At 29.6% G+C, this 21,490-nt stretch carries 26 protein-coding genes and 1 pseudogene; all 27 read right to left on the bottom strand.

Annotated features, from left to right (window positions below; genetic code table 11):
* Positions 1 to 67 precede the first annotated feature (67 nt).
* Positions 68 to 892 (bottom strand): SDR family oxidoreductase, encoded by an 825-nt coding sequence (locus NSA23_RS07950; RefSeq protein ID WP_042682949.1) that lies wholly within the window; start codon positions 890 to 892, stop codon positions 68 to 70.
* A 21-nt stretch (positions 893 to 913) separates the two neighbouring features.
* Complete coding sequence (locus tag NSA23_RS07945; protein WP_050069867.1) at positions 914 to 1,720, bottom strand: class I SAM-dependent methyltransferase; 807 nt, start codon at positions 1,718 to 1,720, stop codon at positions 914 to 916.
* 160 nt (positions 1,721 to 1,880) lie between these two features.
* Complete coding sequence (locus tag NSA23_RS07940) at positions 1,881 to 2,102, bottom strand: hypothetical protein (RefSeq protein WP_042682950.1); 222 nt, start codon at positions 2,100 to 2,102, stop codon at positions 1,881 to 1,883.
* Positions 2,103 to 2,293: 191 nt separating this feature from the next.
* On the bottom strand, positions 2,294 to 2,773 hold the full coding sequence (locus tag NSA23_RS07935; protein WP_042682951.1) for a tetratricopeptide repeat protein: 480 nt from the start codon (positions 2,771 to 2,773) through the stop codon (positions 2,294 to 2,296).
* A gap of 122 nt (positions 2,774 to 2,895) precedes the next feature.
* A complete protein-coding gene (locus tag NSA23_RS07930; RefSeq protein WP_042683093.1) occupies positions 2,896 to 3,804 on the bottom strand; it encodes an aminoglycoside phosphotransferase family protein in 909 nt (302 codons plus the stop codon).
* A 219-nt stretch (positions 3,805 to 4,023) separates the two neighbouring features.
* Positions 4,024 to 4,215 (bottom strand): hypothetical protein, encoded by a 192-nt coding sequence (locus tag NSA23_RS07925; protein WP_042682952.1) that lies wholly within the window; start codon positions 4,213 to 4,215, stop codon positions 4,024 to 4,026.
* A gap of 469 nt (positions 4,216 to 4,684) precedes the next feature.
* Positions 4,685 to 4,840 carry a hypothetical protein gene (locus NSA23_RS07920; protein WP_187116687.1) on the bottom strand — a complete coding sequence of 52 codons (156 nt, stop codon included), beginning with the start codon at positions 4,838 to 4,840 and terminating at the stop codon, positions 4,685 to 4,687.
* Positions 4,841 to 4,929: 89 nt separating this feature from the next.
* Positions 4,930 to 6,174, bottom strand: a complete 1,245-nt coding sequence (locus NSA23_RS07915) for a S8 family serine peptidase (RefSeq protein WP_042682953.1) — start codon at positions 6,172 to 6,174, stop codon at positions 4,930 to 4,932.
* 168 nt (positions 6,175 to 6,342) lie between these two features.
* Positions 6,343 to 6,945: an NUDIX hydrolase gene (locus NSA23_RS07910; RefSeq protein ID WP_042682954.1), complete on the bottom strand. Its 603-nt coding sequence runs from the start codon at positions 6,943 to 6,945 to the stop codon at positions 6,343 to 6,345.
* A 269-nt stretch (positions 6,946 to 7,214) separates the two neighbouring features.
* A complete protein-coding gene (locus NSA23_RS07905; RefSeq protein ID WP_081915264.1) occupies positions 7,215 to 7,460 on the bottom strand; it encodes a GNAT family N-acetyltransferase in 246 nt (81 codons plus the stop codon).
* A gap of 215 nt (positions 7,461 to 7,675) precedes the next feature.
* A complete protein-coding gene (locus NSA23_RS07900; protein ID WP_042682956.1) occupies positions 7,676 to 8,005 on the bottom strand; it encodes a hypothetical protein in 330 nt (109 codons plus the stop codon).
* Between the two features lie 259 nt (positions 8,006 to 8,264).
* On the bottom strand, positions 8,265 to 8,768 hold the full coding sequence (locus NSA23_RS07895) for an NUDIX hydrolase (protein ID WP_042682957.1): 504 nt from the start codon (positions 8,766 to 8,768) through the stop codon (positions 8,265 to 8,267).
* 19 nt (positions 8,769 to 8,787) lie between these two features.
* A complete protein-coding gene (locus NSA23_RS07890; RefSeq protein ID WP_042682958.1) occupies positions 8,788 to 9,405 on the bottom strand; it encodes a hypothetical protein in 618 nt (205 codons plus the stop codon).
* A 76-nt stretch (positions 9,406 to 9,481) separates the two neighbouring features.
* Positions 9,482 to 9,913, bottom strand: a complete 432-nt coding sequence (locus tag NSA23_RS07885; RefSeq protein WP_081915265.1) for a nucleotidyltransferase family protein — start codon at positions 9,911 to 9,913, stop codon at positions 9,482 to 9,484.
* A gap of 318 nt (positions 9,914 to 10,231) precedes the next feature.
* Positions 10,232 to 10,420 carry a nucleoside phosphorylase-I family protein gene (locus NSA23_RS07880; protein WP_147525000.1) on the bottom strand — a complete coding sequence of 63 codons (189 nt, stop codon included), beginning with the start codon at positions 10,418 to 10,420 and terminating at the stop codon, positions 10,232 to 10,234.
* Positions 10,411 to 10,803, bottom strand: coding sequence for a nucleoside phosphorylase (locus tag NSA23_RS07875; protein WP_050069856.1), 393 nt, complete (start codon positions 10,801 to 10,803; stop codon positions 10,411 to 10,413). Before NSA23_RS07875 ends, NSA23_RS07880 begins: the two co-directional genes overlap by 10 nt.
* A 218-nt stretch (positions 10,804 to 11,021) precedes the next feature.
* Positions 11,022 to 11,678, bottom strand: a complete 657-nt coding sequence (locus NSA23_RS07870; protein WP_222704803.1) for a histidine phosphatase family protein — start codon at positions 11,676 to 11,678, stop codon at positions 11,022 to 11,024.
* 366 nt (positions 11,679 to 12,044) lie between these two features.
* Positions 12,045 to 12,227, bottom strand: a complete 183-nt coding sequence (locus tag NSA23_RS07865) for a type II toxin-antitoxin system RelE/ParE family toxin (protein WP_050069857.1) — start codon at positions 12,225 to 12,227, stop codon at positions 12,045 to 12,047.
* Between the two features lie 98 nt (positions 12,228 to 12,325).
* Positions 12,326 to 13,201: a GNAT family N-acetyltransferase gene (locus NSA23_RS07860; RefSeq protein ID WP_042682959.1), complete on the bottom strand. Its 876-nt coding sequence runs from the start codon at positions 13,199 to 13,201 to the stop codon at positions 12,326 to 12,328.
* A gap of 784 nt (positions 13,202 to 13,985) precedes the next feature.
* Entirely contained in the window at positions 13,986 to 14,306 is a 321-nt protein-coding gene (locus tag NSA23_RS07855; protein ID WP_420841078.1) for a GNAT family N-acetyltransferase, read from the bottom strand.
* A 570-nt stretch (positions 14,307 to 14,876) separates the two neighbouring features.
* Positions 14,877 to 15,623 carry an ABC transporter permease gene (locus NSA23_RS07850; protein WP_042683095.1) on the bottom strand — a complete coding sequence of 249 codons (747 nt, stop codon included), beginning with the start codon at positions 15,621 to 15,623 and terminating at the stop codon, positions 14,877 to 14,879.
* The gene (locus NSA23_RS07845) at positions 15,623 to 16,582 is read right to left on the bottom strand and encodes an ABC transporter ATP-binding protein (protein WP_042682961.1); all 960 of its coding nucleotides are present in this window, start codon (positions 16,580 to 16,582) and stop codon (positions 15,623 to 15,625) included. The genes NSA23_RS07850 and NSA23_RS07845 overlap by 1 nt, the downstream gene beginning before the upstream one ends.
* Position 16,583: 1 nt before the next feature.
* Positions 16,584 to 17,042 carry a GyrI-like domain-containing protein gene (locus NSA23_RS07840; RefSeq protein WP_042682962.1) on the bottom strand — a complete coding sequence of 153 codons (459 nt, stop codon included), beginning with the start codon at positions 17,040 to 17,042 and terminating at the stop codon, positions 16,584 to 16,586.
* A gap of 83 nt (positions 17,043 to 17,125) precedes the next feature.
* Positions 17,126 to 17,793 (bottom strand): annotated as a pseudogene (locus tag NSA23_RS07835) (AraC family transcriptional regulator); the annotation flags it as partial.
* A 349-nt stretch (positions 17,794 to 18,142) separates the two neighbouring features.
* Positions 18,143 to 18,721: a GrpB family protein gene (locus tag NSA23_RS07830; RefSeq protein ID WP_257490380.1), complete on the bottom strand. Its 579-nt coding sequence runs from the start codon at positions 18,719 to 18,721 to the stop codon at positions 18,143 to 18,145.
* Positions 18,722 to 19,078: 357 nt separating this feature from the next.
* Positions 19,079 to 19,837, bottom strand: a complete 759-nt coding sequence (locus tag NSA23_RS07820; protein WP_257490379.1) for a class I SAM-dependent methyltransferase — start codon at positions 19,835 to 19,837, stop codon at positions 19,079 to 19,081.
* A 316-nt stretch (positions 19,838 to 20,153) separates the two neighbouring features.
* Positions 20,154 to 21,443 (bottom strand): MFS transporter, encoded by a 1,290-nt coding sequence (locus NSA23_RS07815; protein WP_257490378.1) that lies wholly within the window; start codon positions 21,441 to 21,443, stop codon positions 20,154 to 20,156.
* Positions 21,444 to 21,490 lie beyond the last annotated feature (47 nt).

The following is a 21,490-nucleotide window of genomic DNA, read 5'->3' as shown; positions in this document are numbered from 1 at the left end:
ACATAAGTCCAGCTCTTATCTTATCCCTATTACAAGATAAATAACAATTATGCTCATTATCTGCATGTTATTCTAAAATAACATCTCGCCTAAATCCACCTTCACTTGCAATAACCTCTCCTGTAATCCAGCGTGCATAATCACTATGTAGAAAATGTACTAATCTTGCTGCATCCTCTGGCATTCCCCAGCGACCAAATGGAAACATTTTGGCTACTGTTTTATAATCTTCGTCCTCAAGATATCCTGTATCTGTTGCACCAGGGTTTATGCAATTTACTCGAATGTTTTGTGGTGCTAGTGCCACAGCTGCCTGCTTACAAAGTCCTATAACTGCTTCTTTAGATACAGCATAAGCAATTTCTTTTATCATCGGTCCCAAATATTGACCACTGGTAAACAACGTTATAACTCCACTTTTACCTTTTGGCAATTGGTTTGCAAAAGCTTGTATCATAAGCATGGTAGCCCTGACATTTGTGTTCAAATGTGCGTCGATATGCTCTGATGTCCATTCTCCAATTGGAGCACAAACAGAATAAGCATGATTAAGTACAAGTCCATCTATATACCCAAACTTGCTAATTGCTTGTTCAATTACTTTTTCAGGTATTTCTTTTTCTGAAAGATCAGATGGAGGTAGTATAGTTACACTATAACCCTTTTTATTTAACTCTTGCTCTAATGTATTTGTAAAATCATTATTATAATCACGATATTTTAAAGCTTTATCGTAGCCTGAATATCCGTGTGTTATTACATTTGCTCCCGCTTCCGCCAACAACTTTGTAATAGCCGTACCAATTCCCATTGAACGACTAACTCCTGTAACTAAAATATTTTTTTCTTTTAAAGAAAGTGGTAAATCTTCTGTTACATAGTTTATCGTCATATATTGTCCTCCTTTTCTATATTAATCTAATGTCGACTTTTCTGTTATAAATAAAAGATGATTGCTTGCACCTAAAAATTCAGGTTTTTCACAACAATAATAGTGATAATTAAGCCATAACCTATAACTTTCATCGTCCATATTATTTATCTTATCTGCCAAGAGTTCACTTAGCCCATCTGCAGCAACCTCCGAATTAATTACCAAATTAGAATCTCTCAATAGTTTTCTACAATCTTCTACTGTATGAAAAACAAAGGGAAAATCTACGAGCTTAAAATTTTCATGATTATATGTATCACCATTTAAAAAACCAGAATTATAACACATAGTTTCAGTTAAAATAACCATATCATTGGAAATAAAAGCGAAGAACATCTTACCATTATCCTTACAAACTCGTTTTACTTCCTCTATACATTTCATCCTATCTTCAATTTTTACTAAATGATATAATGGTCTAAAGCATAATACAATATCATAACTTTTATCTTCAATCATAGATATATCTATTGCATTACCCTTAAACAACTGAAGCGACATCTCGGAATTAATCTTTTCTTTAATTTGCATAACATGTTTTTCAACCAACTCAATTGCAGTTACCTCAAATCCATTTCTTGCAAAATATAAACTGTATTCTCCTGTCCCAGCTCCTAAATCAAGGATTTTCATACCTGGTTTAAGATGTTTTTCTATTTGTCTTATTGTTGTTAAAAACTCAATTTGAGTTGCTTTTGTAGATAATCTTGTACTTTCATCAAAAATATCATAAAGAGCTGAAACTCTATCCTCTTCGTTTTTTATCTTGAAAACATCTTCCATCATCTTCACATCTAAACACCACTTTAATTATTAATATAAATTATCGTTGTTTCACAAAATTTCACTATTAATTTGAGAAATATAAATAACGGATATTATTTCTTCTTTCTTTTATAAAAATAAATGTGTAATAAAACATTATAAAATTAATATCAATAAAATTCTACAACTTATTATCTCTGTTTATTAGTACCTCTATTAATCCTATACAAAATATTAATACACCAATCAACATAAATGAATGTATAAATCCGTTTAAAATAGGAGTATACTCACCAGTTAAATTTCTATTATTATATACTATATTAATTGCTGCATATCCCAAGGGCGTACTTAACAGTATTATAATAAATGACAATAGAAAATACTTCATCTGCTTTTTCATAATTATCCTCCCTTCATTATAAAACTACAGCTAACTCGCCACATTCTATAAACATGAAATAACTAAATAGTTAGAGGAAATATGGTATGAAATAAGTAATTATATTTAATATAAATATCGTTATATTTTCTAAGATAAAAAGTTTTCTATATTATCTATTCTTTTTATATGTCATATAGGCATCCTATAAATTACCATACCTCATTCAACTTATCAGAATAAAATTCTATTGCTTTTCTATAATTCTGTATATTTTCATCTGAAGATGTTTGAGCTAAATTATATAGTAATATTTCCATTGCTTTAGAATATTCGTTTAGGTTATATAATGTCATTGCATAAAAAACTTTCATCGCTCTATTCTCTGTAAACTTAACTAAACCTTGTTCAAGTACTTCTTTTGATTTTTCATATTGTCCTAATGTTCTGTATGTACTACCTAAGCCTAAAAACGCACCTTGCAACTCCTTATCTGGCAGGCCAATTAAAATAGCTTTTTCATAATAAGGTACTGCATTTGCCTCTAACCCTAAAACGTCAAAACTCCATGCACATTGATAATTGACTATTGGGTCATTAGGATATTCCTTTACAAGACTTATTAAAATTTCATTTGATTCTTTTAATTTTCCTTCTTTCCTTAATTCAACGGCAATTTCTAATTTCTTCAAAGTAAATCTCTCCTTAATGTTATATCTATAAACTTCATTTACGAATTTGAAAACTGATTGTTTATTATACTCTTTGTAAAATGCAAATGATGCTAACATAAATATAATTACAATCATACTCATTATACATAGTCTGGGATATACCAGTTTGGAATGTATGTTTTAAAATCATCATACCATTTCAAAACACTTTGTGCCTGTTTAAGCATTGTATTCACTTCTTTCTCTCCAAAAGGAATAGCCCAAGGTATAGACGAAATCTGATTAGTCGCAATATATAACGCCATTAATCTAAAGAACAAATCAGGCACTATATTATCAAAATATCCGTGAATATATCCTGATGCAAATGTAGGACTTATACTTGCACAAAATGTAATTCGATTAAATTCTTCCCATGGATCCCCATAATCCATTCTATTAAAATCAATTATACCTAATTCTCCTTCTGGTGTAATAATCATATTCCCAACATGATAATCTCCATGTTGAAAAGACTGTGGTCTGTTTAACAAAAAAGAACGATTGTGTTCAATATATTCAATTATTCTATCAACACCATGAATATGAATCCCACAAGCTTTATAATTAGCTATCTTAATATCAATTTTATGATTATATTTTTCTGACCAGTTTAATAAGCTTTGAGGAGCAGGAATCCTATGTATTTGCTTAAGAAACGCACCAGCCTTTGTTCCTAAAAAATATTGTTCTTTATTATCAAGTTTAGGAAGAATAACTTCAGCATCTTCTCCATTAATCCAAGTAAGTAGAGAATAAACTAATTGACCATTATTACAAATTCCAAAATCAATAGGGCGAGACATTAATATATCCATGTTAGTAAATAGTTTTAAGCTTTCAAATTCTTCTTTCTTATTTTCATATTGAGTTATATCTGATATTCTAAGTAATAACTCTTTCCCATCTATAGTTTTTATATAAATTTTTTTATCATTTGACCATCCTTTGTTAATGGGTTTCATCATATTCCAATTATTAGATTCAGGAATATCATTAAAATATGTCATCAAGATTTCATCCTCCCCTCACACAAATTCACCCATCTTACCACTTATTCCACAAATCTTACCAAAGTCTTCCTTTTATCTAATATATTTTCCACTATAAACAAGTAAGGTAGATGGCAAAAACTGTCTACCTTATCTACATTGCTATTCTATTTTTCTAATCTAATATCTGTCATTTCTCCATTTAAATCTTGCTTATCTATTCTATTTGCAATTGAATTAACTTTTATAACCTTTGAAATATAACCTATGAAATACAATTAACAACAAATGATCTTTATCAGTCCATTTTTTTATACCTTCTAGAGCATCATCTACCGTTGATATGGAATTGTGAACCTTCCAAAATTCAATGATTTCTTCCACAACTTTATCTTGATACTCATCTAAATACTTCTTTAACTCAGTCATACTAATAACTCCACAAAATATAAAATTTCTAATCATATGAAGAAAAATTTCAATATACCTAAGTTTTCTTTAATATTTTTAACATCCCTAGAATAATTTTAAATGAATATATCCTAGCGCAGTTTCGCTCACAGTGAAGGAAAATTATAAAATTATCTTTTAATAGCCACACAAATAAACTGGGATTTCTCTGTTAAAATATATGTATTATTATTAGATAATAAACATGAAATTAGTTGATCTTCAATAGCAGCTCTGTCCATTTTAAAAGAACTAATAGCATAGATATTGCCATTAGAAGCTATGACTCTAATACATTTCTCTAAAAATTTCTTCCATACAGTCTGTTAAATGTCCTATAGCATTATACAGTATACAGGAATTAAAATATCCATCTTCATATTCCATTTTAGTAGCATCCATTTGTTTAAAAATAATCGTTGGATAATTTTCTATCTCAGGTAATAGTCTAAAACTTATCTAAGTCTATACATTGTATTTCATCAGCAATACTTGCTACCTCAATAGAAAATTCTGCACATCCACATGCAACTTCTAAAACTTTTTCCCTTTGATCCCATCTGATATCATATTTAAAGCTTGTGCTGTTCTTCTCATTTTCCATTATCCACTTCTAATCCTTAAAAATACTCATGATTGTAATCAAAATTATGTCTATACATTTAAAATTCTTTTAAAAGAAAAATTTCAATTCTATTTCATTTTCTCAATATTTTCAATCAATCTTACTGGATTAACTATTTTTCCAAACTGTTCTTCATTACTGTTATCAATAAATATTGTGTCACTTGTGTTAAATGCGTAACTCCAGAAAATTTCAGGTGTAATATCAGGTCTAACTTGACAAGCTAATGCATATAATCCTGCAACATAAGGTGTCACCCAACTTATACCACCATTCCTATAAAGCACATAATCATTAACCCCTGTAGGGCTAGCAGTACATCTAGAATCCATAGGAATTAAAAGTTTATCATTACTATATGTCATATCCTTCCAGAACCTTCCTTTTGTAAATGAATTAATATCATCTGGATCTTTTAGAGGATCACGATCAAGTCCTAAATATGGATCACTCTCTACATATATAGTATAGATCCCGTCCTGTTTTGCCTTTTCAATTGAATCAAATACTTTTTCATAGCCATTCAACTCTTGTCCTATTCCTAAAGAAATTGATATAACTCTAATTTTTTTCTCTTCAGGGAGTGTCTTATTAATCTCAACAATACGATCTATACATTGTGAAGTCCAAGTAAGATCCAAAACATATTCTCCTTGCTCATTATAAACTCCATGAGTTTCAGCAATATAATAAAGATCGGCTTCAGGTGCTACTCCAACCGTCTTCCCTACAGCAATAGATGCAACTGCAGATCCATGCATTTGTGCTTTTTCTCCCCAACAATGAATTTCCTCATACATTTTTAACTGTTCTTTATACTCAATATGATCAACTAACAAACTTTGGTCGATTATTGCTAGACCGATTCCTTTTCCTGTAATCCCTTTTTTGTGAAGTTCTCTTAATCCCAATCCAGGATTTTTCCCTAATTCCATTATCATCTGAGGATCGAAACCGTCAGGTAATTTATCAGGCCATTGAGTCTTATTATCAAAATCAGCATAAATCAAATCGTCAAACCTTTTTGATAAATCAATGTTTGTTAGATCTCTACTTCTTAAGTCTATCTGCCATATCTCATCTGAATCTGAATTATAACTTGGTAAATCAGTCATTTTTTCTGAATTAATAGAAGAATAATCTGTGGCATAAGGTTTCCTTACAATGCCCAACTTATTATCTGGTGAAAGTAACGTATTATACTTCTCTGATTGATCTGACGATTCTGATGACTCTGTTTCTATTATTTTAGATGGACTACATCCAACCAATAAAATCACCATTATCATTAATAAACAAAAAAACCTTCTCATCTTAATTTTCCTCCTCATACAATATAGTTGTGACATTTATTAGTCATGTCTTGATTTTATACTAGATACTTAAAAGAAAACTTAACCTTTTTCAGTAAAACATTATTAATATATCCTAGATAAAATATAGATGGCAACTCACAATGAGACTAATTTGAGATATCACTATTAATAAGAGTACATTCCATTAGTATAGAATTCTCTATTGTTATTAATTTGTTTAGCCCTATGAATTAGTTTTTTATATAAATAAACATCACTAACATCAAAATAATCTTTAGTAAACTTGTCCAAAGTAAACCAATCGACATCGCTATTTTCATCTTCATTTACTATGAGTGTTTCTTTTTCACTCGCAATGAGAATATAGGCTATTGAAAGGTGTAAATGTGCACTAACATACTTATTTCTTCTCATATGTCCAAACACAGGTAAAATATCAATAGACACAATATCTTCTGTAAAAGCTTTCACAGTATTTATACCCGTTTCTTCTTTTGCCTCTTTAATTGCAACACGTAAAAAATCTGTATCACCATCAACATGTCCACCGGTCCAAGCCCAAGTATTTCGTATGTTATGATGAACCATTAGCACTTTATCTAACGTTTTGTTCATTATAAATCCTGAACTTGTAATATGTGCAAATTCACTTTCTCTTAATAAAATATTGCATGGAAACTTTTCTATATAATCAAGAATTATTCTTCTATCTTGGTTTTCTTGCTCGTTAGCAGGCGTAAACTCAATAATCTGTTTTATATAATCCATTAATATCCCCCTAATTTTTCTTATGTATCATACTTTTTTTACAAATATGCCCAAATAAAAAACTTAAAACAAAACTAAAACTTTCATTAGCATACCATATCAAAGTTTCAAATTGCTGACGTTCTCAAACTTCAAAGAAAGCACACTTGGGCTTGAAAATGTACATTGCTGATGATTATTTAAGATTTTCTTTATTTAAAAGATATACTCTAGTTCAACGCTTGTCCCTGTCCAAAACATTCTTCAACTAATTATTCTAATTTGGCTTACTATCCAGTATTTATCTCATAAATCTTAGTTAGATGTCCCCATTTATCTATATCTAATCCTATTTCTTTAAAACCAAAATTTTCATAGAGCTGAATATGATTTATAGAAAGATATAATTTCTTATAACTTAACTTTTTAGCATAATTTTTTACATTTTCAATCAGTAATCCAGTTAATCTATTTCCTCTATATTCCTCATCGATAAATAAAGTAGATATCCATGGTGTCAAGTTTTGATTATTAATTGGCTCATACTTAACAAACTAATAAAACTCTATTGTTTTTGTTTTATGCATAAGAATAAAAGTCTGTTGAACACCATCTATTGAGTCTAATCTGATCTCTAACTGTTCTTTAAAGAAAGGAAAACTCTCCATCCCGATATTTTTACATAATCTAATAAGCTTTGTTTTAAATCTTGATTTTCGTTTATTGAAATAATCTTATAATCTCTATTCATTTAATCCTCTTGTCCACAGTCTTTTACAATGTTAATATCTTGCCATTGAATATCGTAAATTAGTGGCTTTCTTGGATATTCTCTTTTAGGCAATTTACTTTCAATATTTTTTATTACTTTTTCTATATACTTCTTAATTTGTAAATCTACATTTTTATGTAACGTTGTAATCGTAATATCAATATGACTGGAATCCTCAATAAAATTCCCTCTTATAATACTTCCATCAATAATTACGCTAATAATTTCATTCTGTATTGATGTACTTATGTTTTGCAACTCACATTTTAATAGTTGTATATTTTCCAAAGCTTTATTTAGTATCATCATACCATTTATTCTCCTATTCTTAATTGATAAACTCAATTAGTTTACCCTAACCTACAATTCTATCTCAATAAAACCAAATGCAAGAATTTTCAACCTGTTACTCTGTTTGTCTATAATTACGCTTAACTATTGTATCCAGACATATATCATCTAACATTCTATATTGTAAACATTTCCGGCTGTTGCTAATACCTACAATATTCTTCATGCTTTTTTAAGTTAGATACAGGCATATAGAAAAACTCGGCCTTTATATAAGTTATTTAGATTTAGTTTTACATTTTAAATATTTCTTTAATGTTAAAACATGCATAGGATAAAAAGACTCCTCATTATTTTCTAATAATTCTTGTAACTCGCTCAATGATATCCATCTAATATTTTTTGTCTCATTTGTCTGTTTTAGCAACTCTCCATTAGCTTTACAAATAAATGTTTGTACCATTATTGGGTATATCCCTTTGATGTTTTGACTACATGAGAAAGGTATGTAGTTTAAAACTTTATAATCATTTTCCTCAAAAATTATAGCTTCATTTTCGCCTTCAATATATGTAACTTCCAACCCTGTTTCTTCCCAAATCTCTCTTCTTAAACAATTAAAAATATTTTCAAATTCTCTAATTTTACCTGAAGGAATTTCAATTAATCCTAATTCTGATCTAGCATCATCCTTATACCTATCTTGAACTAATATATAATCTATTCCAGATATATTTTTTTCAATTATTCCACCTACAGCAGGTTTAGAAAATAATTCCATAACCTTATACCCCCCTATGCTATATACTCTTTCTTAGTAAAATCGGCGGTTCTTCTTTTACAATTCGACTTTCTAATTTATATTCAGATATAAAATTCTTTAGTTCTAGCTCTTTACAAAATGCCTCTTCAACTACTTCAGCAGATTTTTCTATTTCCAATAATAATGGATATTTTAAAGTAGAACATTTCATAAGCTTTAAATCTATTTGAAATTTTTCATAGTAACCTGTTATATTAGTACCTGTAAGTGACATGAACTGTTTATACCCCAATGATTCAAGTAATTTATTTATATTTCCTGTATTAACCTCTTTTTTTATTCCTTGAATAAATTTTAAAATAAAACTTTCATTTATTCCGTAAGTTATTTCTTCATCAATTTCATTTCTTATATTAAATATTTTACCTATATCTGGTTCCTTATAGCCCAAATACGTTCTTAACTTCTTATTATCTTTTACTTGAGAAACTCTAAGAATTTTACCAGAGTTAAATAATTCAATTCCATACATTCTTGTTTCAAATTCTGTTTTCTTTTTTAAACATTCATGTAAAAAAGGTAAGGTATTAAATGCTTCCTCTTGACTGCTAAAATAAACCCTTGTTTCTATTTCATAAAGCATTTTATTTTCCATAAAAAAATAGCCTCCTTCAACGCGGTTTTCTTATATATACTTTTTTATTCCTAACAAATGGGATTAATTTGTTATCTCACTGAACTACTTCTAATTCAGACCATTTTTGAACCCATTTCTTAACTTTACTATCATATATATCCTTCGTTATTTGCCTGTTATTAGCTACTACTTTCATTTTAAAAATATCCCTAAGTCCAAAAGGTGCATAAATCTCCCAACACTTTTCAGATATTTTCCTTACTCCTAATGAAATGGCTGTTGTTGGCCAAGTATCTATTGCATCTTCAATAGACTTATATGGCTCAATATCATATCCCAATTTATCTTTATACCATAAATGAACTCTCCCTTCATTCTTTGCATCAAGCCAAAGAAAATAATCTCTTAACTCTTGATTTAAATACTCAACAATTTTTTTCTCATGTTTTTCCTCAATATCTTGCGAATTATAAAAAACTATATCAATATCATCTATCCCATAGTCAACTAATCGATTAGTTGATATGTTCTACACAGTTTGTACAATAGCACCTGCACCAATATAACAATCTTCAATTTTAAATTCATATAAAGCTTCTGCGACTTTCCTTAAGTGGAAACTATTTTCAATTATATCTACCAGAATTCAGCTTCTTTCAATGAAGTCATTAAGATAAACCCCTTCTTTTTTTATTACTATGTAGATTTATATTGGAATGCCCTAACATCTTTATATTTGTAACATCCCTGAACTAAAAAACTCTGATGAAACTTTTCACCGGGTAAAAAATATAATGTTCTAGTGCACCCTTATGCTTAAAACCACAATGACTACCTCAAATATTTATAACTCTAGACTTGCCTCAACTGCAAACCAAAATAATGCTTTCTTAGTAAATTTTCTATCTACCTCACTACGTGAATTCCACTCTTCACAACTAATATCGTCACCACTATAAATTATTTGACCAAAAGTAACATTTCTATATTTTGCAACTGCACAGAAAGCAGAACATTCCATCTCTACTGCCAAACTCCCTCTTCTTTTCTCAATTTCATCTTATTTTTGGTTTCTCTATAGAAAGAGTCAATACTCCATGTTTTAACAGGAATATAACTACAATTATGTACTTTTAAAACTTTTTCAATTGCTTTTACAGCTTGGCTATTTACAGAAACTTCTCTACTTGGTTTAATATAATGATACGAAGTTCCTCCATCTCTAACAGCTGAAATAGGTACAAGAATATGACCAGCTGCAATATTTTTATCTAACACCCCTCCACTACCGTAAGAAATAAATTTTCTACCTCCTAATGCAATAATCTCTTCCATAAGTGCAACTCCTACTCCGGGATGAAATACACTAACTTTTTCACCTTTATACTCTAACTCATATACTGGATGCTTACCCATCTGAGAGTAAAGATTTTTTATTTCCTTAAGCTTTCCTTCTTGAAAGCTTTCCTTCTTGAACTAATTTCTCAAGTACTTTGCTATAGAAACATATTACAACTCGTTCAGATATATCTATTTTTTAATTAATTTTGAAGGCTCAATAATATTTTCTGATATCCCATCAAATTCTAATATGAGAAATTCTTTGTTTATCATAATTTCCACTCCTTTGTATATTATTTAATCTCAATCTCTTTTAGATACTCAAGTTCCATACCATCAAATCTAAAATGTAAAACATATGGCATTTTTTCAACGATGTTCCAAAAGTCAGCATGTCCAAAATCATGATTAAAATAATTTATAATGGTACTTAATGCAGTGCCATGAGTTACAATAGCTACACTTTTACCAAGATTACTCTTTACCACTTCAAAAAGTGCTGATATATTGCGTTCTTGTACTTCTCTCAATGACTCCCCTTGAGCAAGTTTGAAATCAAAATCTTCCCATTGGCCTTGTGAGAATGTCTTAAAATCTTCTACCCATTCCCCTACCTTACGTTCACGAAAATCATTATCAATTTTAATCTCAAGCCCTGTCCTTTCAGCAAAATCCTTTATGGTATCAACAGCTCTTTTAAACGGGCTTGAATAGATAGAAGTAATGTTCTTATCAATTAATGCGTCTGTGACTTTCTTAGTATCTACAATTCCCATTTCTGATAAAGGACGCATGAAATCATCCTTAATTGAAAGATCGGACTGAGCATGACGAACAAAATAGACATCAGTTTTCATTTCCAAATCCCTCCTACTAAAGTAACCTATAACATTAAGAATATGCTTACCATTGCTATCAAAAACAGCAAGCACATTAAATCCTATATTCATTTTCAGCATCCTATTTATATAAATAATTATGATTACATGTAATAATGCTAAAATAAACTATTTCTATATTAAACTCAACAATTATGATTTCAAAACCCAATCTTTATATCACCACTGTACATAATAAATGTTAACGGCTGGCCTACAATATTTTTTAATAACATCTGCTATAGAAATAAGGTATAAAGAAAGGGCTTAATAAAATAAGTAACTGTTACTAAATTAATCATACTGTCAAGCCCTTTCTCCATAGATTATATTTTATTTAATTTCTAAATTAAAGTTCCTCCTTGAATAGACTAATGCTAATATCTCAGCATCTCCATTATGTATCTGATATACTATTATATAAGAATAGATAATTAATTATCTTATTCTTGGATTACTTAACTCTAGAACAGCTCTACCTATATTAGGATATTCTTTTAGGTAGTCAGATTTATTTATTATTTCTTCTACAAACCGCCTATCATAAACCACCAAGTCTTTTGCAATATAATCATATATTGCCTTTAAATCATCAGTAGAAGTTTTAGACCACTTTACCATTTTTCTATTTCCCTTCGTAGCTCATCTGCAACCATATTTAATGAATAGGTATGTTATACTAAAATGTTCTAGTGACCCCTTCTTATTATACAAAGAATCTAACACTTCTTGGTAAAATAGTACAACTGATGTTTTTGCTTAAAACCTACTCTCTTATATAAATCCAGTGCTTTTTTATTTTCTGAATTAACACATAGTATGATATTATTTATAGAATCAAAAGTAAATAGCCATTTTAATGCCATAGTCAATAATTTACTTCCTATACTTTTACCTCTTTGTAATTCATCTACAGCAAAGAATTCTATACTTCCCTCTCCAAACTTTGGATTAACTTCAACATAGATATACCCTGTTAATTTATTATTTTTTATGTCTATAAATACTTTTCTATGATTATTTAGCCTTTCTATTATCTGGCTTCCACTATAATATGTGTTAGGAAAAACTTTATCATGGAGCAACTGCATGTCCTCATAATAGACAGTAGAAAGTTCTATTATAGATGTATCCTGTAACTTATGAGCATAAGTTCGTTCAAAACTTAATATTATTTCTTCGCTCTCTTTGATAAAATGAAAGCTATCTGCTAACCTTAAACAATTTCTATTCTTCTTATTAATGAACATACTTATTAAGCCTATTCCCTTTGGTAATATTTCTATCATCTTACTCCACATTTCAGCTACAATATCCCATTTATCTTCCTTTAAGAATGGTCCCCATATTTCAGCACTATTACTCTCAAAGTCTGTATCAAAGCCTAATACTCCAATAATTTTCTCATCTTCAATACCAATTATAAAGCTCTCATTGAAAGAAATATCTATTATGTCTTTCATTAATGAATTTGCTATTTCCTCGCTGTTAGTGCCACAGTAACCAATATGGTTTTCTTCTTTACTATTAATTTTTGCTATAAAACTAGAAATTTTCTTTATATCTTCTTTTTTAGCTAATTTAAATTCTATCAAAATAAAGTCTCTCCTCTTTTATACCTTTAGTCTGGCATTGATTTATTTATTGAAACAATAATATATTTATATATTTTTGTTTCAAGACATGCTTGCCCTTCTTATACCTTTGATAAATTAATCTTTCTTTGAATTTTTTTATTTTCTAATATGAACTATTTATGTTTTCTAAAATATTTAATTCCCAAATTGATTAAAATGATCTTTCCATTTCTTTATTACTAAACTTTGAAATGACTTGATACATTTAATTTTTCTCCTTCAGCTTTTTCATACAATGCACAATCAGCAGTATTATGTTTCTGTTTAAACAAAAAGAACTTACAAATACTTGTTAGTTTGTAAACATCCTTTAAAATATTAAAAACTTTTTATTTGTTTCCACTGAGAATAAATAAATATTATGAAGTTTCCAGTCATATTTAGGGTCTAATGCTAAATCAAAATTCGGTTTTTCTTCATCTAACAATTCTTTTGCCTAAAATCAATAAAACCAATGAATATCCCGCTGTGTTTACCTGTTTATCTAAATCCATAATTATCCTCTAAAATGTTTCTTATTTTAATATGCTTTTTCCCAGAATTACACCTAACGTTCCTAAGGTTAGAGACATTAATCTTTATGATTCATTTTTCTAACATATGGCAAACTATGAATTATAATTAGAACGAATTTTGTGACTTATTTAATTACAGAGTAAACTTCTTTATAAAACCTATATTTTTAACTGTACCATCATTAATAACCAGTCCAGATTTTTCTGGAATTCCTACTATAGTAATATTATTTAAACATTTGGATGCACCATATTTTATAATCATGTTTTTTATAAAATTTAATAATACTATCCATATCTTTTGTTGATGAATAAATTAAAGACCTCTCAATTCCATTTTCTTTAGCTAACTCTAATATTTTATCTAATAAAAGACTACCTAACCCTGTACCCCTATTATTTAATGAAACATAAATATCCTCTACTTCAATATAAAGTTGTCCACTATCTATAATAGCCATATCCTCTGCTTTATGAACTGTTCCATAGATAAATCCAATAATCTCATCCCTTAATTCAGCAACTAAAAAATATATACCAAGTTTTATTTCTAAATAATTCTTATCCGCAGGAATAAACCTATAAGTTATATCCTCTGTAGCCCATTATTGTTGTAAATACACAACATCCTCTAAATCATCATATGTACATTTTCTAATAATGAATTTATCCATAATACCCTTCACCACTTAGCTAACATTTTTTAACAATTGCTTTTAATAAAATTAATCTAAAAACTTCTATGCAATCACTCTTTTACTCTAAAATTATATATAATTATTATTTTTCCACATATGTCATCTAACATTCCTTATAGTAGATACTCCCATCTGTTGCTTATACTTCCTCTGGGTCAAGTTTCCTTATCTTGCTTAGGTATTATCCCATATCAGTGCACAAATTTATTATATCAAAATCTTCACACAACAACCATCATTTTCCTGCATTATTTAGATCAAATACAAAATTCATTCTTACTATGTTTCTATGTCAATGAAAAAAGTCAAGAAACATTTCTTGACTTTTTTCATTTCTTAATCTAGGACTCACTTCATCAATAGAATATCCAATAGTAGTTAATTTATAAGTTTTGGTTATCCTTAATTATTAAATTTCAGCTAAATACTGGTTTCGTTTTTAAGCCTCCACATTGCTAATGCATAGCTACCACAGCACATCAATACAAATAGTAATATTACAGGTAGTATCTCACTAAACACTATCTTCTCTCCAAATATCAAACTACGCAGAGCATTTATAACATGGGTAAATGGATTGAGTTTCACAGATACTGCCAGCCCTCCAGACAGATTTTCAGGAGGAAAAAGAGCTGAGCTCAAGAAAAAAATAGGTAATACAATCGCTGTCATAACTGTTTCATAGACCACTTCATTTGGTAAACAAAGACTAATAGTGTAGGCAAGCCCAGATAAGAAAAATGCTAACAAAAAAATTAATATTGCCATAAGTATAATACCCGAAATACCAGAGCTTATATGAACTGAAAAGAAAATACTTACTACATATAGGATTGTAACCTCAAAGAATGATACTAATATAGATTCTAACATTTGTGCAAAAACAATAGAGCTGCGACTTACTGGAGAAATCAAAATACGATAAAAACTCCCACTGGATTTCATAAGAAAATTCATGATTCCGCCACTATTGCAAGACGAAAATGTTACTAGAAACATAACACCTGGAAGTATAAAAGCAGTATAATTTGTAATGCCAGTATCTTTCATTGTTGATCCTGCAACTGCACTATATAAAACCAACCATAATAAAGGTTGCAATATGGTAATGATAATCGTGAACTTATTTTTAAATCTCCATTTTATATTTCTCCACAAAATATTCATCATAACCCTCTCCCCCCTCTATTTTCTTCTGAACTAGTTAATGCCAAGAATACATCTTCCAAACTAGGTTCTACGATTTCAATTGCGTCAAATGCCACATGATGTTCCAAAAGCCATTTGTTTACTATTGTGAAAGAATTCCTGCTGTCCTCTACACCCAATACAACAGAATTGCCCCGTACACCAGCAAATTTAGTGAACTCCATATTTTCAAGAATACCTTTGTATTTTTTTGCTTCCCTAGTATTAGGAAATACAATACAAAGCATATTTTGTCTAATATAACCTCTTAAGCTTTCAAGTGTCCCTTGGGCCACTTCTTTTCCATTCTTCATGATACAGATGGTATCACTTAATCTATCAGCTTCTTCAAGATAATGGGTTGTAAGAAAAATAGTTGTTCCATATTCATCCCTAATTTTCAACAACATTTCCCACATAGCTTTTCGCGACATGACATCCATTCCCACTGTAGGTTCATCCAAAAACAAAATCTTAGGTATTGATACCATGTTCATGGCAATATCTAATCTACGCTTTACTCCACCTGAATAGGATGCTGTAGGATATTTTAAATATCTTGAAAGCTCAAAGATATCAATTAGAGAATTAATTCTTATCTTTGCCACTTTAGGCTCTACCTTGTACAACCTACTTTGAAACGTCATATTCTCCATAAGAGACAAATGTTCATCAATGGAAATATGCTGAGCAACACAGGCAATCTGTGTACGAACCCAAGCAGGTTCCTTACATATATCCTTACCTAGCATAGTTACATTACCAGATGTGGGTTTATAAAAAGTTGTGAGAATATTAATCAAAGAAGATTTTCCTGCACCATTAGGTCCTAGAAGAGAAAAAATTTCTCCCTTGTTTACTTCCAAATTTAAATTATCCAAGGCTCTAACGCCATTCTTATATTGTTTAACCAATTCATGAGTTTCAATTGCTAGCATTCTATTCCTCCTCTTTTATTGGAAACAAAATTTCTGTAATATACTTATTAGGATTGCCTTTTAAAAACATCCCTGGTCCTTTTATGAAGACTTCCCGAAATGGTGGTTGTAATATCAAATTATGTTCTTCTGCGTATTGCTCAATAGCTACATATGCACTCTGCATCGTTTCATAAGGACCTATATGTGTAGCACAAACTGCTTTGATACGCGGAATTTCTTTTACTTCAACACCACCTGCTGTCGGTATTTCAGCAGTAGGAACACACAGTTCCAATTCACCGATTTTAGTTTGAGGATCTATAGCATAGTAGTTGAAAAAAGGTACACCATTTGCTTTTCCTCCAATGGACTTAAATACATTTGGAAATACTTTATTTGCCTCGGTGACAATACCTTTATATCGCATAAATGCCACCCTTATAGGTTCAATTTCTCTAATTTCGATTTTATAATTCACTTCTATTCCTCCTTGTTTTCTTTTTTTATTGCAATCCAAACTTCTGAATGTCCAACTTTTAAGTTTGGATTGCTAATAGGATAAACTTCTACATCTGGTAACTCAGCATATTCATATCCAGAAAAAGGAAGCCATTCTGTAAGAAATCGTTTGAAAATTGTTTGAATGGATTCTTGAAAATGCCCATGACAGCAAATATAACCCATGTAGCTGCTGGTATGTTAAATTCCATCATTCCCTCTGGTACAGGTTTATCTGTAGCTACTGCTATATAATAATAGATTTCTTTTGGACTTTTATAAGCAGTAACACCTAAAATACCTTGGGGATCTTGATTAGCTAATTTACAAACTTCTGAATATAAATTTCCCTCTAAGATTTTATCCCAGAATTTAGGAACAATTTGGAAATTTTCTTCTTGATTCTCTTGTAATGGGACTCTAACTCCAACAATTCTTATGGCATCTTTTGTTTCGATTCGATATCTCATACTCTCGCCTCCAGTCACTTTAATAGAAAAACTAATACGTGGATAAGCTTGTAATGAAGTTCCCGACTTTCGAGCAGCAGTCGGAGGAACACCATGAACATTTTGAAATGCACGATTAAATGATGTAGGAGATTCATAACCGTATTTTAAACCAACATCCATTACTTTTGCATCACTTGTCTGCAAATCAAAAGCTGCTACTGTCATACGTCTACGGCGTATATATTCAGATAATGGAATACCTGCAACATAAGAAAACATACGCTGAAAATAATATGTGGAGCAACAAGCTATCCTAGCTGCTTCTTCATAAGAAATATTGCCAGTCAAATTATCCTCTATATAATCAATTGCTTTGCTTAACTTCTTTAACCATTCCATCTATTTACCTCCTTGATTGAAAGTTTAGCATAATATAAAATATATATCCTCTCTTTTATTGCCCAGATTTGTGAATTTATTTTCATTAAATATTTTCTTAAAAACAGGAAAATAAAACTCAGTGTCTTATAAAGAATAAAGTTATTAACTTATTTTGACCATATAAAAATAAAGGCACTAAGATTTTTTATCTCAATGCCTTTATAATTTTGAGTAATATAAAATATGTTCATTTTTTAGGAGTATATCTATTCCCAAATTCTTCTCTTGCCAGTTTTGTATGTTTCAAAATAAAATCTGACTTTGCTCTAGTATATCCATCACGGTTATGCTTGTACTCTGGTAGTAAACTTAATTTAAGTTCTCCATATTCATGAGCAACATCATCATGCACTAAAAGATAATCTCTAAAATAGAGCTCATCCCAGTCCCCAAAATATCGGACATGTAGATGATATACCTTTTCTGCAAATCCATCAGGTGTATATCCTTTATTAAATACAAGTCTTTTATTTTCTTCAGACATTAGAATCCATCCATTATTCGCAAGAACAATTTTAAATTGTTCCATATCTAAATTTCCATCAATCTCCATTAGAATATCTACTGTCGGTTTTGAAATTAAACCACTTACTGCACTACTTCCAATGTGGTTGATTCTCTTAATATTTTTTAAACCTACATATTTTATGATATTTTCTTTTTCTAATTCATACCATTCACTATAATCTGAGTTATGCTCTTTTAAGATAATGGGAAACAAATCCCATAATTCTTCTAAGGTCATCTCTGATAATTGCTTTGTCATTGATACCTCTCCCTATTATGCTTATTCTATTACTATTAAATTTAATCAGTTTGTTCTTTCTGATAGCAAAGAAGTCGGATTTTTAATGTTCCTGTATGAAATTCAAAAAGATGATTATCATAATCATAAAAATATATTGAATCACCTTCTCCATACTTCATAATCCTTAATAAGCTGTCCACTAATAGCCACAATAAAAGGAATTACTCTAAAAACAAATATCCACATTTCCATGTATCATAATAGATTTTGGGTCAGAATAATATTCCATCCGTTGTTCTTCTCGTTCAATTATTTGACTAGATTGTTTTAAACTATGATGTTGTATCTTGTTGTGATTATACATTATGATTATTTTTATTTAGTAACAACAGCCTCAAAAGTAATTATTTCTTCAGAATTTGATGGATATTGCCCAAATTTATAGTCTGAAGAAATCACAATATTTTTAAATCCTATATTCTCAAGTATTAATCTAAACTCTTCTACTCCATACCAACGTAATGGGAAATACTCTAATTCAGTTTGTATAAGTACCCCTTCACGCCATTTTTCGTATCGCCCATGGGAAATAGTATATTGGTTTATATAGTCAATTTCTACAATTTTATTTTCCAATGTAATTATATCTCCATTAGAACATTTCCAAGTTTTTGTACAAACTGTACCTATTGAAATATCAGTTTGTAAAGATATATCAAGAATTAATCTACCATCATTAGATAGATGCTTATAAAAGTTTTTTAATGCTTTTATTGAATCTGCTCTTTTATATAGTAGAAGGAATGTTCCCGTCGGCACTATAATAGCATCATATTTAGTATCCAACGAAAAAGACTCCATCTTTGCCTCATAAAGTTTAGGATTTAAACCTCTTTTTTTACAATTATTCTCACATATATTTAACATATCTTTTGAACTGTCAAATCCGTCAACATTTAATCCTTTTTCTAAAAGAGGAATTAATATGCGACCAGTTCCTGTTGCAGGTTCAAGAATAGGTCCCTTGCATGACTCTAATCTATTTATGTAAAATTCCACATCTCCAAAAGAATGACCTATAGGTTTGTCCATATCATATACTTCTGAAGACAATCTACCATAATAGCTCAACATCTTTTATCACCTTTCTTCCTCAATTTATTCTAAATAATTATTTCGAGGTATATCACACATCGATCTTTTCCATTAATTATAAACTATTATCTATATATTTTAAACTATTGTTTTGGATTTATTAAATAATTCCTAGTACTGATAGCCATAAGTTGCACTCAAGATACCAACCAGACTGCGTTTTTATCTTCATTAAAAAAACAGAACATGAAAAAATAGAAATAAATATTATTTCATTGCACAAGAAATGTAAGCACTATCCATAATCTATTTCAATGTTCTTAATATTCTTCCTCTCCTTTTTTAAACTAACATATTAATATTCTATACTCCTCAGTTCAGGAACAAATAACATACTTGCAGACACGAGTGTACATGCTATTCCTGAAACAATAAATATTATTGAAGGAGCAAATTTATCAGAAATAATTCCCATTACTGCCAAACCAACAGGTACAATACCTTGTGAAGCCATATTTAAAACACTAAAAAATCTTCCTCTATACTCATCTGGAACTAGCTTTTGAAAAGCAGTATATATAGGTACATTTACTAAAGCATTAAATATAGTTAATATTAGACCTATAGTACAAAACATTATAAAAATAGTATTATTTGTTAGCTTTTCATGTACACTAGGCAATATAGGAATTCCATATAAAATAATTAGAGCACTCTGAGTAATAAGAGAAAATATTATAATCTTAAACCACTTCTTGTTATCTGACATTATTGATATAATTACCATTCCTATTATAGAACCAATAGGGAATACTGCTTCAATAATACCATATTCCTTTGCAGACATTTTCAGCGTGAATTTAACTACCTTTGGGAGTATAATTGTAAATAGTGGGCTAAAAATGAAATTTAAAAACAAAGAGAAACCCAACAATATCATAATTGATTTTTGCTTAACAATGTAAAAAATTCCACTTTTAAGATCATTCCAAAAAACTTTACTGAACTTTTTGAGATTAACTTTAGATTCAATATCCTTTTTAGGAAGATTGATAAACATCTCTGAAATTGCTGATAATACAAAACATATTCCATCAAAAACAAATATTCCTACTATGCCTATATGATAATACAAAAATCCAGAAATAGCAGCACCGATAACCCAAGTCAATTGTCTAGATATTCCATTTAATGAATTTGCCTGAGTAAGATCCTTATCATTGACTACATTTGGAATAGAAGCATCTATTGCAGGATTAAATAAACTTCCCAGAAGTGCTCCCATGGTTGTTAAAACAAACAAGGAAAACATTGGATAAAATTTAAAATAAGTAAGCAATGCCAATATCAAAAATAAAAATCCTCTAACAAAGTCAGTTCCATATATAATTTTCTTCCTATCAAATCTATCAACAAAAACTCCGGCAATTGGACCAAATAATATGGAAGGTATAATATTACATGCTCCTAATATCGCTATATATTTTCCTGAACTGCTTTCACCAACTGCACTCATTATAAACCATGCTACCGCTGCACTATGTACTGCATTAGCAATATTTGATGCCAATTGCCCACATAGTAAAAGCATAAAGTCCTTGTTTTTAAATATATCAAGTTTTCTACTTTCTAGAAATTTCTCCAACTTTGTCTCCCCCTAAACAATCATATTAAATATATAATATAAAATAT

The sequence above is a fragment of the Anaerosalibacter massiliensis genome, assembly GCF_024623155.1.
Lineage (GTDB): Bacteria > Bacillota > Clostridia > Tissierellales > Sporanaerobacteraceae > Anaerosalibacter > Anaerosalibacter massiliensis.
This window is presented reverse-complemented; position numbering and strand designations above follow the sequence as displayed.